This is a genomic window from Sphingobacterium spiritivorum ATCC 33861 (assembly GCF_000143765.1).
Lineage (GTDB): Bacteria > Bacteroidota > Bacteroidia > Sphingobacteriales > Sphingobacteriaceae > Sphingobacterium > Sphingobacterium spiritivorum.
On sequence record NZ_GL379770.1, the window covers coordinates 1,817,633 to 1,834,113 of the forward strand.

The 16,481-nt window shown below is 38.5% G+C and carries 18 protein-coding genes; 5 read left to right on the forward strand and 13 right to left on the reverse strand.

Going from position 1 to position 16,481, the window contains the following annotated elements; genetic code table 11:
* Positions 1 to 22: 22 nt before the first annotated feature.
* The 7 genes from HMPREF0766_RS07995 to HMPREF0766_RS08025 all read right to left on the reverse strand — a co-directional run bounded on the left by HMPREF0766_RS07995 (position 23) and on the right by HMPREF0766_RS08025 (position 6,817).
* Complete coding sequence (locus HMPREF0766_RS07995) at positions 23 to 1,435, reverse strand: fimbrillin family protein (RefSeq protein ID WP_002995468.1); 1,413 nt, start codon at positions 1,433 to 1,435, stop codon at positions 23 to 25.
* A gap of 45 nt (positions 1,436 to 1,480) precedes the next feature.
* The gene (locus tag HMPREF0766_RS08000; protein ID WP_248676715.1) at positions 1,481 to 2,929 is read right to left on the reverse strand and encodes a DNA/RNA non-specific endonuclease; all 1,449 of its coding nucleotides are present in this window, start codon (positions 2,927 to 2,929) and stop codon (positions 1,481 to 1,483) included.
* A gap of 477 nt (positions 2,930 to 3,406) precedes the next feature.
* Entirely contained in the window at positions 3,407 to 3,991 is a 585-nt protein-coding gene (locus HMPREF0766_RS08005) for a hypothetical protein (RefSeq protein WP_002995471.1), read from the reverse strand.
* Positions 3,992 to 4,000: 9 nt separating this feature from the next.
* Entirely contained in the window at positions 4,001 to 5,173 is a 1,173-nt protein-coding gene (locus HMPREF0766_RS08010; protein WP_002995473.1) for an outer membrane protein assembly factor BamB family protein, read from the reverse strand.
* Positions 5,145 to 5,831, reverse strand: coding sequence for a hypothetical protein (locus HMPREF0766_RS08015; RefSeq protein ID WP_002995475.1), 687 nt, complete (start codon positions 5,829 to 5,831; stop codon positions 5,145 to 5,147). The genes HMPREF0766_RS08010 and HMPREF0766_RS08015 overlap by 29 nt, the downstream gene beginning before the upstream one ends.
* Positions 5,832 to 5,875: 44 nt before the next feature.
* The gene (locus tag HMPREF0766_RS08020; RefSeq protein ID WP_002995477.1) at positions 5,876 to 6,514 is read right to left on the reverse strand and encodes a hypothetical protein; all 639 of its coding nucleotides are present in this window, start codon (positions 6,512 to 6,514) and stop codon (positions 5,876 to 5,878) included.
* A gap of 3 nt (positions 6,515 to 6,517) precedes the next feature.
* Entirely contained in the window at positions 6,518 to 6,817 is a 300-nt protein-coding gene (locus HMPREF0766_RS08025) for a hypothetical protein (RefSeq protein WP_002995478.1), read from the reverse strand.
* Positions 6,818 to 7,181: 364 nt separating this feature from the next.
* Here HMPREF0766_RS08025 and HMPREF0766_RS08030 point away from each other — a divergent pair, with 364 nt between their 5' ends.
* From HMPREF0766_RS08030 to HMPREF0766_RS08040, 3 genes are all read left to right on the forward strand, one after another.
* Entirely contained in the window at positions 7,182 to 8,258 is a 1,077-nt protein-coding gene (locus tag HMPREF0766_RS08030) for a hypothetical protein (RefSeq protein ID WP_002995480.1), read from the forward strand.
* A gap of 118 nt (positions 8,259 to 8,376) precedes the next feature.
* On the forward strand, positions 8,377 to 8,898 hold the full coding sequence (locus tag HMPREF0766_RS08035; protein WP_002995482.1) for an NADPH-dependent FMN reductase: 522 nt from the start codon (positions 8,377 to 8,379) through the stop codon (positions 8,896 to 8,898).
* Between the two features lie 330 nt (positions 8,899 to 9,228).
* Positions 9,229 to 11,097 (forward strand): M60 family metallopeptidase, encoded by a 1,869-nt coding sequence (locus tag HMPREF0766_RS08040; protein ID WP_002995484.1) that lies wholly within the window; start codon positions 9,229 to 9,231, stop codon positions 11,095 to 11,097.
* A gap of 60 nt (positions 11,098 to 11,157) precedes the next feature.
* On the opposite strand, the gene catB is transcribed toward HMPREF0766_RS08040, so the two are convergent.
* The 6 genes from catB to HMPREF0766_RS08070 all read right to left on the reverse strand — a co-directional run bounded on the left by catB (position 11,158) and on the right by HMPREF0766_RS08070 (position 14,794).
* Positions 11,158 to 11,790: a type B chloramphenicol O-acetyltransferase gene (gene catB, locus HMPREF0766_RS08045; protein ID WP_002995486.1), complete on the reverse strand. Its 633-nt coding sequence runs from the start codon at positions 11,788 to 11,790 to the stop codon at positions 11,158 to 11,160.
* 143 nt (positions 11,791 to 11,933) lie between these two features.
* Positions 11,934 to 12,497 carry a hypothetical protein gene (locus HMPREF0766_RS08050; RefSeq protein WP_002995489.1) on the reverse strand — a complete coding sequence of 188 codons (564 nt, stop codon included), beginning with the start codon at positions 12,495 to 12,497 and terminating at the stop codon, positions 11,934 to 11,936.
* A gap of 53 nt (positions 12,498 to 12,550) precedes the next feature.
* Positions 12,551 to 13,036, reverse strand: a complete 486-nt coding sequence (locus HMPREF0766_RS08055) for a hypothetical protein (protein ID WP_236590500.1) — start codon at positions 13,034 to 13,036, stop codon at positions 12,551 to 12,553.
* Positions 13,037 to 13,070: 34 nt separating this feature from the next.
* Positions 13,071 to 13,643, reverse strand: a complete 573-nt coding sequence (locus HMPREF0766_RS08060) for a hypothetical protein (protein ID WP_002995494.1) — start codon at positions 13,641 to 13,643, stop codon at positions 13,071 to 13,073.
* Positions 13,633 to 14,085 (reverse strand): hypothetical protein, encoded by a 453-nt coding sequence (locus HMPREF0766_RS08065; RefSeq protein ID WP_002995497.1) that lies wholly within the window; start codon positions 14,083 to 14,085, stop codon positions 13,633 to 13,635. The genes HMPREF0766_RS08060 and HMPREF0766_RS08065 overlap by 11 nt, the downstream gene beginning before the upstream one ends.
* A gap of 46 nt (positions 14,086 to 14,131) precedes the next feature.
* Positions 14,132 to 14,794 (reverse strand): Imm19 family immunity protein, encoded by a 663-nt coding sequence (locus HMPREF0766_RS08070; RefSeq protein WP_236590499.1) that lies wholly within the window; start codon positions 14,792 to 14,794, stop codon positions 14,132 to 14,134.
* Positions 14,795 to 14,987: 193 nt separating this feature from the next.
* On the opposite strand from HMPREF0766_RS08070, the gene HMPREF0766_RS08075 reads away from it, so the two are divergent.
* On the forward strand, positions 14,988 to 15,368 hold the full coding sequence (locus tag HMPREF0766_RS08075) for a hypothetical protein (protein WP_002995502.1): 381 nt from the start codon (positions 14,988 to 14,990) through the stop codon (positions 15,366 to 15,368).
* Positions 15,369 to 15,580: 212 nt separating this feature from the next.
* A complete protein-coding gene (locus HMPREF0766_RS08080) occupies positions 15,581 to 16,453 on the forward strand; it encodes a cation diffusion facilitator family transporter (protein ID WP_002995505.1) in 873 nt (290 codons plus the stop codon).
* Positions 16,454 to 16,481 lie beyond the last annotated feature (28 nt).

Below are 16,481 nucleotides of genomic sequence, written 5' to 3' on the forward strand. Positions count from 1 at the left end.
TGTTAATGATTGGTATTAAGTATTATTTCGTGCCTACAAGTTTGATATTATCAATACGATAACCTTGTTTATTATCTGTAGCAGTTGCGAAGATTTCTAAAGTAACACTATTGCTGTTCGCAATTCCGGTAATATTAACAGGAACATAAGTGTTTGAGGTAGCTATAGTACCTGTAGGAACTGTTATATCCTGACCGTTAGCACGTACCTTAATTGTTGTAACAGGTGCACCATTCGCATTTGCTGTTACATCAAAAGATAACTTAAGATCTGTAGCTCCTGTTGTATTGATTCCGGCAATTTTGATTCCTGTATCTTTCGCAGAAGGTAACCAAACATGTCCGTCCATAGTTGAAGTAGCACGGATATCTGCATATGTAGCAGTATACATATCTGTATAAGTTACTCCGGTTGCACTGTAACCCTTATAAGTTTCAATTCTATCCTTGGTTGTTGCTTTAGGATCAGGAGTACCAAAAGTCTCCAAGAACAATGTCTGTTCAGTACCTGTACCCGGATTTGTCGGAGTAGTACCATCAACACCTACATTTACAGATCCTCCCGGTACAGTTGTCCAGTCTGTGATTGTGCCGGCACCGGTTACTGCCACCTGATTACCTGTGGTAGTTGTCTGTAAAACGATATCATATGTATATTTCTTACCACCTTCGAATGTTGTACTTGCAGGCATAGTCCATTTAAATGTACCGGATGCCAGTGTAAATACGACTTCTTTTGAAGAGAAATCTCCAGGAAGTAAGATAGCTTCTACTAATTGCGCACCAGTCTGTGCTGTAGTTTTAGCCGATACATTCTGTGCTGCAGCAGCTCCGCTCAATGTACCTGTAGCCAGATCCAAAGATGCTGTTGTATTTACATTATTGTACGCCACCTGAAGACCGTTGACATCTGTCACACCGGTACCAGGTTTAACCGTCAGCTCTACTTTAGCCAGTTTGTGACTAAAATTAAGATTAGCTGTTCCACTGGATTTGGTCAGTCCTGTAGCATTGTTGGAATACAATACATCAATAGCAGCAGGTGTAGCCTGATTAGCTACTGTAACCGGCAATGTTGTTCCCGAAAGGTTTGCGCTGTATGGATAATAGGCAATAAAATCAACCGATCCGGTCTCCGGATAGTTAATGATCTCTGTCCCCTGTGCAGAGAAATTACCGTTGCCACCTGTTGTGTATTTTTTATTTGCAGCTAAAGGATTTGCCAATCCGTTACCTTGCTTCATAAATACACCGATAGCATCATTTCCATCCCAGGCGTTACCTGTGACACGTGTACCTACACTTCCTGCAATAGCAGAAGTAAATTGTACCTGCGAATTCTCTTTCGTTCCTAAATCGCGGTAGTCATCGTTCTTGCACGAATGTCCGAGAACAATCAGTGCTAAAGCAGCACCTAGAAATTGATTCTTTTTCATGTTTTGTTAAAGAATAAATGGTTTTTATATTTTATTGACTAATAACTATTTGCGCCATATCTGTGTATTAATGGTCGATTTGGCTTCCTTGCTCAATGCAGGGAAGAAGGTAAATCCGGTCTCCTTTTCCAGTGATTCTACGGTTACCGTATAATTCATATAATCGGTATTGGAAGGCGAAACATTGTTCATCCGGAATCCTATTGTATAATAATTGGAGCCTTGTTTCATGGCTAATACTTTGTAATAATATTTAGGCTTGGCTACCTGTTTACCCGAATTATCCTGTACATATTCCACGACTTTATCAGTTGCAGTAGTCACCATGGCTCCGGTCACTACGTACATCGTATCTACTCCGGCCTGAGTAGTCCAGGTACGGATTTTATTTTCCAGATTAGCCCACACCCCCTGATTAAGGCTTCTGTTTTGCGGCGTCATATTGGTGTAGTAGAAGGTGGACTCATTTTCAGCACGGTTATAAGTCCGGTCACCGCTTGGCAGCTGATGTCCTCTGTCAATCTGCAGGCTGGCGTTATTAGGATATCCGCTTTCCAGATTGGCTTGTAAATTTGATAAAAATGCAGGATCATATGCCCATTTATCCGTGCGGTCCTGACTTCCCAGATAGTCATTACTTAATGGATAAGCAACCCAATACGCTACTTTATACTGTGTATCGTATAACATAGAGTAATTTCTTCTGGTTGCGGTAGACATTTTGAGGTTATACTTGATATTGGTCTGCTCAGCTATCACCGGAAGTTCCATATAAGAAGCTGTGGGTTGAGGGGTTACTCCTCCATCCTGCCCCAGTGTAATATCATACTGATAGCGATGTCCTTTGGCAAAAGTTGTTCCGGCACCTATCGTCCAGGTAAATGTTTTTCCATCTGTCTTAGTGAAGACAATCTTGTTTTGTGCAGTAAGTACTCCGGGGAATATAGTCCACTCTACAATAGTCTCATTAGAAGCATTCAGATATACTTTTGCAGGAATATCTTTTGGTGTATTATCGGGAGTTAACTGACCTGAAGAAAGATCGACAACAGCAGTTGAAGAAAGAGCAGTAAAATTTGCTTTCAGACCACTCAGATCAGTTCCTTTTAGCTTGAGTTCTACTTTCGTCATTTGTCTTTCGAAAGTTAAGGCTACAGGCCCCTGTCCCGCACTAAGACCTGTTGTATTACGGGCAATCATGAAATCAAGTATTGGCTGATTTTCCTGATTGGTAATATTCAGTGTCGGAGTAAGTGTGCTGTTGCTTTGGTAAGGGTAATAGGCAACAAAACTCACTTTACTGCCTGTCGGGAATTCCAGAGAAGACTGAGCATCTAATGGCGAAAAATTTCCGTTACCATTGGTGCTGTAAGGTTTGTTAAACCCATTATTAACGACAGATGTACCACTAAGCGGCACACCGTTCTGAAACATAAAGATACCAATGGCATCGTTTGCGCTCCATTGTGTCCCCTGAGCTCTTGTTTGCGGCAAACCCGCAATTTTACTTGAAAAATATACCTGATTTGAGGTACCTTTTGAATTTAGATCAGTTTCCTTACGACAGGAAGAAAACATTAAAACTGCGCATCCCAGCAAATAAAGCCAGTTCTTTCTCATCAACTTAATTAGATTAATAATATTAAAAACTTATAGAAATAATCATTCGGTCGATCCCTTAGGATCTTAAAACTTTTCATTAGTGAATGATAGATTTCCAAAGTTAACCAAAGTTAGCTAAACAATAAAACCCTATGGTTAATCTATTTTTAATTTTTTATTAAGTATAGCTTATTCATAATAAAAATGAATTAACATACTGTTGAGGTATTATAAAAAAGAACTTTTTACTAAATTATCAGATTCCCGGATAGCAAAATCGGTAAGCATCGCTATAGATATCTTTTAGACAAGCTTTAAGAGCCCATATTAAATAGCTTTAACTTGTTTTCTATCTTACTGCGTTTATTTTTATTTTACTCCTTTTCCAAAGTTTTGGATAAGGTCCCCATATCGTTCAGTGTAGGTTCTGAACATTTCAGCGCATGTGGACAAATGATATATTTCGTTTCCGTTGATAACCAGTTTTTCCGGAGCTTTGCCATTACAGAATGCTCCTCCGGAGTATAAGGCATTGTAAATGGCTGCATAGTTTTCTTGCGCAATATCCTTTGTTGGAAATTCATAGATAAGGATGTAAAAATCAGGATAGATGTCTTTTGTGCCACTCTCCGGCTTGTTACTTCTTGAAAAATAGGAACGGATGCCTTTTCCTCCGACTGAGATGATTTTATTGTCCTCGCAATTGTTGTAAGACCGACCTCCCCGATCCTTTGCCTCTTCAAAACGGAAACCTGATTTCTTTAATTTTTCCTGCAAAAAAGTAAGAAGTGCTGTATTGTCGGTAACATTTGTAGTTGCAATAGTCTCATAAACTGTTGCTGCATTAGGCATATCTTCATGACTGAGATACTCTTTTGTATCTGAGTTTCCTTTATCCGTACCTTTACATGCGAAAAGAAAGACGATAGTCATCAACAGCGTCAGATTTCTCATATGAAGTATTTAATCAAATCTAAAATATACATCTTCAAGACCTCTTTCAAAATTGAAATTTATCTTTTCTTTTAACAGTTTACGTTCTTTAAAATCCTGATCCGTTTTAAATAATTTTCCGGATTTCGTAACAACATAATAAAATCCGTTTTCATATGATAAGCCCATCAGGATATCCGACTCTGGCCATTTATATAACTGCATTACCTTTCCCTTCTTACTGAGCGTCACAATATGGGAATTTGTATTCAATACAAATCCTTCATCTGTAGTCACAAGAGAACGTATATCTGTTTCATAATTGGTTGTTTCTTCGGTAAATATGCCGGGCTCCTTTAAGTCAAACTTCCATAATAATTTTCCGGTCGTCTTATCTATACTTAATAACCGGTTACTTCCTATCAGGATCTGATCGTCATTTATCAGCAGATTCTTATTGATATGCAAGTCCTCATCTTGGGGCGAAAAGGTCCAGACAGCCTGCAGATTATCATCCCAGCAAATTACTGTTCCTCTTTCTGTCAACAGATAAACTCTGTTCTCATCCGTTTTAACCGGAAAAGATGAACCTTCATCAAAATTGTAACTCTGCAGCAGCTTTCCGTTTGTGACGGATAACTTCAGTACCCGGTAACCGATATTCATGTAGACTGAACTTCCGAGAATTTGTGGAGCACTGAGTAACGGAACTTCACATTGGTATACCCAGTTCTCTTTTAAGGAAGGAATGTCTACGGATTTGATCTCGCCATGACTATTTGCAAATAACATCGCATTCTGGTAAATGACAGGTTCCTGATAAAAATGTACAAATCTTACATCCGAAAAGTTATAGTCATAATATTGCTGATCTGGTGAAACTTTATCTTCAAAGGTCCATTTTTCCTTCCCTGTACTTCTTTCCAGGCCTACTATACGGGCGTCCAGATAGCTTTTAATAACTTCATCTTTATAAAAAGAAAAATAGGTCAGTTCATCTATATTGCTATCTCTGACCTCTTTCTCCCATATTAGTTTGTCTTCAACAATATCAAATGCATACATACTTCCTGCATTTGTGGTTACAAAAAGACTGGTTTTCGCTTTATTTTCACCTTTATTATCCTTACATCCGACAAAAAGAGAAAGTACGGCACTTGCAAAAAGGAATAATTTAGTCAAGACGATCTTTATTAAGTTCATAATCGTAAGGTATGGTTTGACTGAAATCTGTTATATACCATGTATTCGGGTCGGATGCAAATTTGACAAAGTCATAAACTATACCCAGCGGCATCTGGATATTACCCAGATTTATACCTTTTGTATTGAATGCAGATACCATGGCAGTCACCCGTGCGATTTCCTGTTCGTTATCATCTCTTTTCTGAAGAGGTGCATTATACCCCTTTCCTATACGTATATGAGCATCATTGGATTTCAATAAGTTGACAACCTCTTGTTTGTAGTGTCTTACAATAGCAAACTGTGCCTCTTCATCTGTGGGAACATCTTCTGCCGGCGATAATTTGCTAAAATCAATGCTTTTAATGTAATTATATTCTTCCTTTACACCTTCAGGAACAAACTCGCCTGCTCTTATCTGCCTTCCCCACATCAACGTATCCAGGGGCTCAGAAATAGCACGGGTAGCATAATCTACCCCTACGCTTATAGTATCTGCTCCTGCAGCCTCACCATTATGTATATCTGACGAAGATGAGTTGCTCAGAAACTCATCTTTTAATTCCCGGAGATGGTGCGGAATATGATGCCAGCCAACCACAAAATGAAGAAATAATAAGATAAACAGAATAATACTGCTAATTATAATCAACATGGTGCGTTTTTTTCCTTTCATAATGTAATGGATGATTTATATGTTTAAATATATGTTTTTAGTCGTTATGGTTTCAGACTGTAATCCGTACTGTCCTGATAATCCGTATTATAATAGTGATTTTTAATATTTAACCTTATACTGTCACTAATGTTGTCAAACATCTCTGTTATATAGTCCTGTTTATTATACTGTTTGATATAATACAGATCCTGTGGTCCTGGTTCAACAGGCTTGAGTTGAGTTTTCAGTAATAATGTGGTTCCCTTGCTATCATTCGTACACCACAACATTATCCAGCCTTTATTGGCTATACCTAAGCTAAATGTATTGTACTCTCCGGCTTTCTTATATTCTTTCCAGGCTTCAGGATTGAAATCCCTGATCGAAACATTGCTGTGATAGAATAAACTATCCGTGTAAGAGAAATAGGTAACAGAAAGCGAATCCGGAAAATTCAAAAAACGGTTATCAGATGAAGGTTCGGATTGTTTCCATGCGAAATATTCCGGATTTGGATAATTAAAATTTCCGTAGTCATCACTATTCCCACTCTTGAGATAAATTTCTCTTACTCTGAGCGGCTCTGAGGTAAACAGCAATGTACTGTAATCTATTTTTTTACTCCGGTCTATAAATGCGATCACTGCTAACACAATAACGATCAGAATCAACAGGCTATATATTTTATTGAGGATATTCATCGTTTAGTTTTTATAGGCTGCTGCCAATCCGCTGATATAATAAAGAAATCCGGCGAACAGGCTGAGTAATACAACGACAAGGATTAAGAAAATAACTGCTGCTGACTTAAACCGCAATCTGTAATAGACTACAAAGCTAAACTGCAGTACAGCAATTACGACTAAATAAATAACGGGTATAAAAAACTGATCATTTTCCGAAGGTAAAATAAGCCCTAAATAGATTAAGACTAGTATATACAGAAGGGCTAAGAGCTTTGCACTCAGAGATCTTGATGTATTTATTTCTTCAGTAGATTGCATGTTTTTGTTAATTTAAATATTTCTGTATTAACATTTCACTTTTCTTTTATTACAACTTATCTCTGAACACGGCTATTTACCTGGCAGATGATAAGGTATCAGATAACAACAAAAATAATCATGTTGTTTTTAATACGAAGTGTAAATCCACATTTGCAGACCCTCAATCCAGATTTGTATCTATCCGGCCATTATTTGCTTACGGGTATTACTTGTAGCAACATTGTATAAAGCATGGACCCGGGCAAATGTATACGGATTACCGATAAATTATGGCGAATTACAGATCTTCATAAACGAATTTGAATCCGGGCTGGTTATCAGACATTCTTTTATTTAGTTTTGGCTCACAAAGGTTAAAGACATGAAGTCAATAGTTATCCGTTTAATATTCGCTTTTATATTGTTTAGCACGACTTGCGCCAATGCCCACACATTAGATTCGGTCATATTGAAACAAATCGGAGATCAGCTTGTCCAGCTCAAATTGCAGCAGGCAGAAGGCATGACGACAGCCGGAGATAACTGTGTCAGGGATGAAGACGGAAATTTTCTCTCCTGTTATTCTGCCGAATCTTCTCCCCTTTGGGTGGATGATTTTAATCAGGATGGATTTCCGGATGCTGTTTTCCAGTTTATGGATGAGGGTCTTGGCGGAGGTGGCAATGCCTATGGATATAATTATCTACTTGTATTATTGGATAAAGAGCATCATATCCTCAACCAGTATTCTATATTCGGAGGTGGTAAATTTTCATATGGTCATCTGACCATTGATCGTGTAGAAAAGGGAAAAATATATACCACATACAATGAAAATCCCATGTCACGGTCTGCTTACGATGAAGATGATATAGAATTAAAACAGGTGAACCTCATATTCTCCTTTCAGGATAATAAAGTTGTTGAAGAGCATTATCAGCGTTGTCCTATGGCAGATGTGAAAAAGCAAATATTCATACCTAATGATCGTCAGCTGATAAAGCCTACATTACAACCAGACGATCAGTTCAATGAAGAATATACAGAAGTGATTACTTTAACAGACAGCACACAATATATAGCTTCACTTAGCGGATGCGAAGATCTTGAACTTTACTTTAGCCGTACCATACCTTTCAGGATGGAATTAGAATCGAACAGGTCGGCTATAAAACAAGAGTTACTGCTTAATATTCTGTATCTGCGTGAAAATACTTTTTTCAAAACAGTACTAACCCATACCTATTCTCAATTGACGAATATGGATAAAGAATTGATTGAGACCGATGAACATGGCGGAACGTCAATTAAACTCGTGCTGCCTGATAAGTGGGTCGCTTATCTTTTTGTATCCGGGAATGAAGAGCAGGGCAGTTTTATTACTATTCGTTATGAAAGATCAAAACTGGAGGAAGCTATGGATTTTTGGGAAAGTATGGAAAGTAAGGAATTGCTGTAAGTAAGTGGACTGGTCAGTGTGCTTTTTAATCCCCTTCTGATTTGACTCAAATGGCCGGTGATTTTTTTAAATGATAACAGGAAATGTTACCTTCGCATCCTAAGTCGGGTATACGTATATGAAAAATATAATAGCCATAGTTGGAAGTGCTGCTGCAGCATCATCAAGCCACAAGATTGTCGGATTCTTAAAAACACTATTGGACGATGAAATCCGGCTTTTGGTTTTTGACCGGCTCAAGGAACTTCCGCATTTTGACCCGACAGAGAGTACAGAGCGTCCACCTATTGAGATCATTGCGCTACGACAGATTATACAGGATGCTGATGCAGTATTGATCTGCTCACCGGAGTATATTTTCAGTATCCCGAGCGGACTAAAAAATCTTCTGGAATGGACTGTTGCTACCACCATATGGATGGATAAACCGGTCGCTATTATCACGGCTTCCACAGATGGAGAACATACGCATAAGCAACTTCAGTTGTTATTACGCACATTAGGCGCTTCTGTAGAGGCAAATACCTGTCTTCATATACCGGCTGTCAAGAGTAAAATAAATCAGGAAGGTCAGATTACGGATCCGGATACACAAGCTGCCCTTACCTGCCTGGCAACAGCTTTACAGGAAACGCTTTAGTCGCTCCCTCTTTTCCTTTATAAAGCTTACAGTGCTCTTTATAAAGAAGAACGCTGAGCGAAAATTAATAACCTTATAGTTGTGAATCAAATTTTTACTTTTAATTCTGTTGTCCTCATATACAGACGAACTTCATATTTTCTCTACTAAGCTGTATATCTGACAGATATAGCTATCATGACAATAAAAAAAATAGAACAATCGATTGCGTAAATTAAAAAAATGAATATAAAAGAATTTAGAGCAGATTCAGTTGTTGGTATTTTTTCTTTGTAGGAATAAAGGCACAGTTTTGGCTTTCAGATTAGTCTAACTCAATTCTATCAGATTATGAAAAACAGAACTACCCCGGTCCTTCTGGTCATGAGTGGACTGCTCTTCGGAGCCTCCTTATTAAGTTCCTGTCAAAAGGATATCCTTAATGCAAAGCCGGATGAAAATCCAACTACGCTGGATATGGCTAATACCAGTACAGCTGCTCCTGCCAGCCCCTACTATGTATTGGATTCCATAGGTAAACCTCAGCAAATTTTCAGAGAGACGATCAATTCCACAACATTAAAAAACCGCTTAAAAACCAGTTATGAGCCGACAAGGATTCTTCCGACCGGTTATTACGTCGCTCCTAATCAGAGTTTTACCATTAATGTCAATCTGCAACAAGGTTCTACTCTTCCTAAAGTACAGGTAGGTACCCATTCCCGAAATCATGATTATTCTTATAACCCGCCTGTTTATAATCTTTCTACAGGAAGCAATACCATTACCGCAAATGCTGATGGTGGTATTATCTGGATTACTTACGAACAACCCACCAATGCCACAACGGCTCCGGCTGCCAGTGCATTACTGTCGTTCTCCGGAAATATTTCCCGGATACCTGTATACATCAAGAATTCTACAACGCTGAGTAACTGGCAAAACCAACTGCTCACCTACAACAATGCTACAGATGTACTGATGGTCGGGCAAAATGTATATATGGTATATGCAAAGAATTTGCATTCTGCAGTTTCTACGCAAAATAATGATTTGATCCTTAATAACGCTGATGCTGTATGGGATAACCATTATACATATGCAGGATTAAATAATAGCAGCACACAGCATACAAGACCAGTGATCCCACATTTGATGGTGCAGACAGAAGTACCGTTTGGCTTGTATTATGCTTTTTTCTATCGTACAGCGTATGCTAATTACGATGCACATAAAGTCTTTGGTGAAGATATTGTAACCAATTGGGGAGTGTGGCATGAGTTTGGGCATTTGATGCAAATGCAACCTATAGACTGGGATGGACTTGGTGAGGTTACGGTCAATATTTTCAGTCTGAAAGCAGAACGTGCTTTAGGAATTACGCCGACGAGGTTGACTAAAGATAATGTGTGGCCTCAGGTACATACGTATCTCAGCAGTACAGGAACAAAGAATTTTGATTCGCAGGGAGTATGGGTTAAATTGGCTATGTTTCACCAGCTGTGGCTTGCATATGGCGACTCCTTCTACACCAATCTATACCGTTCTGTGCGTGAAGATACAGGTACCTACAGTTCAAGTGATGCCAAGAAGAAAAACTTTATACTTAAAGCCTGTCAGCAGTCGGGTTATAATCTGACCAGCTTTTTTCAGGCCTGGGGCATTCAGGACAACAGCCTCAATATCTATAATGCCGTAGCTGCACTCAATTTGCCGTCTCCGTCCTATGATCTTTCTCAATTGACAGATTCTTATACTCCGGGACAGACTCTTATAGAGAATGGAAGCATTTATCAGATTGTTTCTGCAGTAAATAATAGCAGTGTAGTAGATGTCAACAGTCATACACCTGCTAATTCGACTCCGGTTACCTTATGGTCGAAAAATAATCCAGCCAGTAATAACCAGAAATTTCTGGCCAGAAAAGTATCCGGAAATCAATATGTCTTTAAATCGATGGCAGATACTACCAAAGTACTGGATGTACAGGGAGGCGGATCAGCCGATGGCACAACTATTATTGTGTACGGATATCACGGCGGTAATGCACAACGCTGGGATGTAGCAGACGCAGGTGCAGGATATGTATATTTGAAATCTGCCGTTGGAGCTAATAAGTCGCTCGATGTCAAAAACGGAGCCACCGCCAATGGTACCCTGATGCAGATATGGACTTCCGGAACAGGAAATTCACAAAAGTTTAAACTGATAAAACAATAGAAAACCCATATAAAAATTTAAAGCCTGTCTTTGAAATTGATCTGAGACAGGCTTTTTATTCTATTTGATTCTTTGTCTATAATAGCTGTAAAGTGCATCTATATCATTTGAGCAAAGAAATGGTATGGCTTCTTTAAGAACAGCATCTTCCCAATCCCACCATTTCATCTCCAGCAACAGTGAAATATGATCATCGCTAAATCTCTTTTTTATTAGTTTTGCCGGATTTCCGCCAATAATAGCATAAGCCTCCACATCCTTTGTCACTAAAGCGCGGCTTCCGATAACGGCCCCATCACCGATCCGGATCCCCGGCATAATCATCGCTTCACTTCCGATCCATACATCATGACCGATCACAGTATCTCCTGCACGTTGAAATCCATCAATGCCTGCACTGAAATGCTCCACATCCGGCATGTAGAAGAATGGAAAACTTGACAACCAGTCATATCGGTGTCCCTGATTTCCAGCCATAATAAAACTTGCTCCGCTGCCAATAGAACAATAGCAACCAATAATTAATTTATCCACATCCTTTCTATCAGGAAAAAGATAGCGTGCACAATCGTCAAATGAATGGCCGTGGTAATAACCGGAATAATAGGAATACTTACCGGCAATAATATTAGGGTTGGTGATATGATCTTTTATGATTTTGCCCTTGAATGGGCTTTCGAAAAAATTATTCATTTCTATAGCATATTTATTTTTAAATCTAATACAATAACAGGGCAGCTTGTTTTTCTACCCTGAAAATCAAGCTTCAATAATATGCTAATCTGATAATTTCATGTTCAAATATACTAAAAACAATAAAATCTATATCTGTATCACTAAGCTAATTCTATATCTAAACATATTGTTTCATCCTTATGTGCATTTCTGATAAGAATACCCATATAATCAAAAGCATTTCTTTTCAAATAGTCAATACTCCTGTATTCCTCATCAACAGTGACTATTTCCTTATCCTTGTTCAAGTCAAATTCATCTTCAAAATCTATACTTGAATTAGCCCACATCAGGATATTAAACACTGTGTTTCCATCCTTGTCTGCATAAAGATCAGCTTGTACAGGATCAGAGCTGCTCTTTTCGACCAGAAGTGCATTATAACCATGTATCCGCTCATCAAATAATAAAATTCGGTGATTTCCTTCCGGTAATTGTGCCCATATGACCAGCGGAATATTTCTGTCATTCCGTATCGTTCCGTCATCGTCTCTGATGCCTGAATAATACAAGTTAAACATAGTCTGGTGATTCCAGCTTAGCTCCCCTACCCAATCCAGACGCTCCACCCAGACCTGATTATTTTTAAAATATCTGATACTGTTGTAATCAAAATTCTGAATCAGCCCAATGAGATGATCCGGTACATTATTTATATCCGGCATAATAAGGTTAGTTACAAAATAAATACATTATAAATTTCACAATCGCCCCTGACTTATCTCCCTTCTTTTCTATTAAATACGAGTAACAGCGCATATAGAGACAGCCCAAGCCCTATACTTGTGCCGGTTAGTATGGGCAGTTCACGCACCTCGAGGTCAGCATAACATCCATATTCGTAAAAATATGAAAACCATTCTGAATCCTGTATAAACGAAATCATACTATCCATATAAAAAATACCGGCAACTATAATTGCTATGCCTACAGGTATTACAAACAATATCATCAGAATGAGCAGCCATATATGTACCATCTTTATCATCTTTCTGCTGATGTAATATATCCAACCTGCAAACAAAACAAAATAAAGCGGCAGTACAATAAATGCACCCGTATAATCATGACCGGGCGTACCCTCGCATGGTCCGGTTACCTTATCTGCCAAAGGCATTATTACAGCCATATACACAGCCCATATTACCGCATATAACAAACTGTGCAGCAGCAAATTTTTCCTGGAGGCTCCGCTATTTTCCATTTTTGTTCCTTCTGTATGTCTTCCTCTGAGAAGATTATTTTCTGATAATTTTTCCGGTGGATTTATCAAATGTCAATGTCTTATTTGATCCGCCATAGAATAACGTCAATGTCAGCGTATTATCTGTTTCGCGCTCAAAAATAATATCTTTGGCATAGCGGATTTTAACTTCATAATTGTCATTTAGCAGATCACGATCATTACATTGAAAGATTTGTTTCTCCAATAATCCCTTTTTTTCGATAACCTGTAAAACGGGATGCGACATTACACTGTACCCGACTATTTGTGCCCGATAGTTGGCGTTCAAATCTGTATCCAGCCATAATCCGAAAGGTGTGTTAGAAAATAACAGAGCATAGAATGGCATAGCCATAGGCAGTATACTTAATATCAAACCTCCTGTAATGGCTCCAAGCAGGATTTTAGCCAATATTCTTTTCCAGAATAAGATAATGATTGTAAAACTGCCTGTAAACCACAACCATACCAGCACTACATCACTGTAATATCCCCTCAGACTTATTTTAAAGAAACAATAGGCCAGAATATCCATCAACAGCAGTAAGGATATGATCCCGTAAATCTTTAGCATACTATTCTTCATACGTTTTCTTAACAGGTGTTTTCTTTGAATACAATTTATAATATACTCCTGCAGCAATCAATCCAAATGTAATGATCTGCAAAGCACACATATACAAGCTCACAGACCACAGTTCTGTGTAGGTACTCCACGAGGCTTCTCTTTCGTCAAAAATTGCAGTATCGATGAGGTACCAGCAAAGTATAAGGGTCAGCGCAACTGTGCCTGCCTTGATGATCAGACGCGGTTTTATCCACACAAATGCCAGATGTATTACAGCCATTGCCAGCAAAGGTAAAAGAGAAGATATCATCAGGTCAGGAAAAAAACTGCAATCCAGACAACTGGATGAGGGCGCAGTTCTGTACTCCCATAAGGCCCAGTATCCCTGCATGATCGTCAATATCATTACGGTACAGATGAGCAGACATGCCTGCAGTAATTTGATAGACCCGTTATTCATTATTTTATATGCTGTTTATTGTATAAGTACAGTGCTTTTTGTACTATTATTTCACTGCCAATCTAATAATCTCATTTATAGTCCTGAGATCTTCTTCACTATGCATATGATTTCTTTCGGAATGATTGCGTTGCGTAACAAACCCCACACCCTTCCTGTATTCAAAACCCTGGTCTGCAACAACATGACTGGTCAAAAAGTTTGTAATATCATGCATTATAAGATCATCCGCTTTTATCGAAGTCTTTGCCAGATGAACAGCGATTTCGGATCTGATATCTTGCTGTTCGGAAATGTCACCCATTGTTAACGGAAGCAGCATAAAAAACAATAAGGAAGAATCTTTATCTTCCTTTGCAATAATTGACTTCAGCTCGGTCCAGCGCAATAAAGAAAGGTGAAAATGCCCGCCCGTGTTTCCCAGATACGTATCATTGAAAAAGTAAATCGTTTCATTGGGGTGAAATTCAGCGTAAAAAGTCACATTGTCATTAATCGGATACATCCAGGTGTAACCATTCCAGGGTTGTACTTCCTGTCCACTTTCATCTGTTTTGCCCGCCAGTTCCTCAAACCAGCTTTCAGAAGGCATCTGAAAATTTTCAACGATATAGTCAGAAAGCATAGTTTCTTTTTCTTCATTAGACCCAAAAGGAAACTCTGTCATTAAGAACAGACAAAAATCTTTATTTGATAAATCTAATTTCATAACTCTTATTTTAGAAGTACTGCCCCAAATAAACGATAATTTATGGTCTGTACAAAAAAGCATTTGTAATCCGTAGAGTTGGAACCTATATTCGCTGAACATCAGCTTTTATCTTATCAAGCCTATAACTTCGTCTTCTTATGATTTACGTTGTCCTTGTAATGGATTATAAAAATATCCTACATTTGTGACGATGAAAAATAGTATTGTCCTGTTATTTCTTTCTGCTTATCTGTTTTCGACAACGGAACTTGCACAAGTGCTCAAGATTCCTGTATTGATACAGCATTATGCAGAACACAAGCAATACGAAGATCAGCTAAGCATTATTGATTATCTGGTTCATCATTATGCAGGCCACGAAAAAGATGCCGACTGGGATACTGATATGAAGTTGCCCTTTGTAAAGCATATCAATCTCCTTCAATTCACAGTCTGCCTTCCATTTACACCGGTCACGCTACCCAAAGGTGAAACTGTATGGATAGCATCGGAAACCCTTATCTTTTATCTCAATAAGGAAATACCCTCTTACAATCCCTCTGCCGTATGGCAGCCTCCGCAATTTGTTTAGCAGATTTTGATTCTTAGACGTTATTGTTAAACAACTTTTGAAATCCATAATTTTCTTATTAACAATATCTTAAATAAGAGAATAAGAATATAAAGTTTACAAAAGATTAAGTGTTCAAAATCAGGTACAATACCAAATCCAAATTGGAGACAAATTGTTATACAAAGGGTGTTACCCCTTTCATAGAATTGAAAAAATAAAGCGAATTGATAATGACAAGTGAAGATAAAGCAATAAAAACCACATATTTCAGTATAGCAGGTAATACCGCATTGGCGCTATTGAAATGGCTGGCAGGTTTTTTTGGTAATTCGTATGCCCTGATTGCAGATGCCATAGAGTCTACTGTAGACATCCTTTCTTCTTTTTTGGTGCTGCTGGGACTAAAATATGCCAAGAGGCCGGCTGACGAGAATCATCCTTACGGGCATGGTCGTGTAGAACCTTTGATCACGTTTATAGTAGTTGGATTTCTGATTGTTTCAGCAACCATCATTGCTTATGAAAGCATTCAAAATATCGGAACTCCTCATGAACTTCCCAAACCCTGGACGCTGGCAGTGTTAGCAGGTATTATTATCTGGAAAGAAATTTCTTTCCGTATCGTAATCAAAAAGAGTAAAGAAACCGGCAGCTCTTCACTCAAAGCGGATGCCTGGCATCACAGAAGTGATGCAATTACATCTGTAGCGGCTTTTATAGGCATCTCTATAGCCCTCACTATGGGCAAAGGGTATGAAAGTGCTGATGACTTTGCGGCTCTCTTCGCTGCCGGATTTATTCTCTACAATTGTTATCATATATTCAGACCTGCCCTTGGTGAAATAATGGATGAAAACGTTTATGAGGATATAATTGAGCAGGTTAAAGAGAATGCTATATTGGTCGAAGGTGTATTAGGAACAGAAAAGTGTTTTGTACGCAAGTCCGGAACAACCTTTCATGTAGATCTTCATGCTATCGTCGAGGCTGATATTCCAGTCAGAGAAGGGCATCGGATAGCTCATAAACTGAAAGATTTTCTAAGAGCAAAAATGCCTCAGCTGGGCCATGTACTTATACATATAGAACCGAACAGTTATTAAAAAAACAGCATTCAATAATGCAGGGGGT

Bases quoted from the DNA above. Each gene is read 5' to 3' on its own strand.
- HMPREF0766_RS08065 (WP_002995497.1), bottom strand. From the start codon at position 14,085: ATGAATAACGGGTCTATCAAATTACTGCAGGCATGTCTGCTCATCTGT.
- HMPREF0766_RS08020 (WP_002995477.1), bottom strand. From the start codon at position 6,514: ATGAATATCCTCAATAAAATATATAGCCTGTTGATTCTGATCGTTATT.
- HMPREF0766_RS08025 (WP_002995478.1), bottom strand. From the start codon at position 6,817: ATGCAATCTACTGAAGAAATAAATACATCAAGATCTCTGAGTGCAAAG.
- HMPREF0766_RS08070 (WP_236590499.1), bottom strand. From the start codon at position 14,794: ATGAAATTAGATTTATCAAATAAAGATTTTTGTCTGTTCTTAATGACA.
- HMPREF0766_RS08050 (WP_002995489.1), bottom strand. From the start codon at position 12,497: ATGCCGGATATAAATAATGTACCGGATCATCTCATTGGGCTGATTCAG.
- HMPREF0766_RS08075 (WP_002995502.1), top strand. From the start codon at position 14,988: ATGAAAAATAGTATTGTCCTGTTATTTCTTTCTGCTTATCTGTTTTCG.
- HMPREF0766_RS08040 (WP_002995484.1), top strand. From the start codon at position 9,229: ATGAAAAACAGAACTACCCCGGTCCTTCTGGTCATGAGTGGACTGCTC.
- HMPREF0766_RS08080 (WP_002995505.1), top strand. From the start codon at position 15,581: ATGACAAGTGAAGATAAAGCAATAAAAACCACATATTTCAGTATAGCA.
- HMPREF0766_RS08060 (WP_002995494.1), bottom strand. From the start codon at position 13,643: ATGAAGAATAGTATGCTAAAGATTTACGGGATCATATCCTTACTGCTG.
- HMPREF0766_RS08055 (WP_236590500.1), bottom strand. From the start codon at position 13,036: ATGGAAAATAGCGGAGCCTCCAGGAAAAATTTGCTGCTGCACAGTTTG.
- HMPREF0766_RS08010 (WP_002995473.1), bottom strand. From the start codon at position 5,173: ATGAACTTAATAAAGATCGTCTTGACTAAATTATTCCTTTTTGCAAGT.
- catB (WP_002995486.1), bottom strand. From the start codon at position 11,790: ATGAATAATTTTTTCGAAAGCCCATTCAAGGGCAAAATCATAAAAGAT.
- HMPREF0766_RS08015 (WP_002995475.1), bottom strand. From the start codon at position 5,831: ATGAAAGGAAAAAAACGCACCATGTTGATTATAATTAGCAGTATTATT.
- HMPREF0766_RS07995 (WP_002995468.1), bottom strand. From the start codon at position 1,435: ATGAAAAAGAATCAATTTCTAGGTGCTGCTTTAGCACTGATTGTTCTC.
- HMPREF0766_RS08005 (WP_002995471.1), bottom strand. From the start codon at position 3,991: ATGAGAAATCTGACGCTGTTGATGACTATCGTCTTTCTTTTCGCATGT.
- HMPREF0766_RS08030 (WP_002995480.1), top strand. From the start codon at position 7,182: ATGAAGTCAATAGTTATCCGTTTAATATTCGCTTTTATATTGTTTAGC.
- HMPREF0766_RS08035 (WP_002995482.1), top strand. From the start codon at position 8,377: ATGAAAAATATAATAGCCATAGTTGGAAGTGCTGCTGCAGCATCATCA.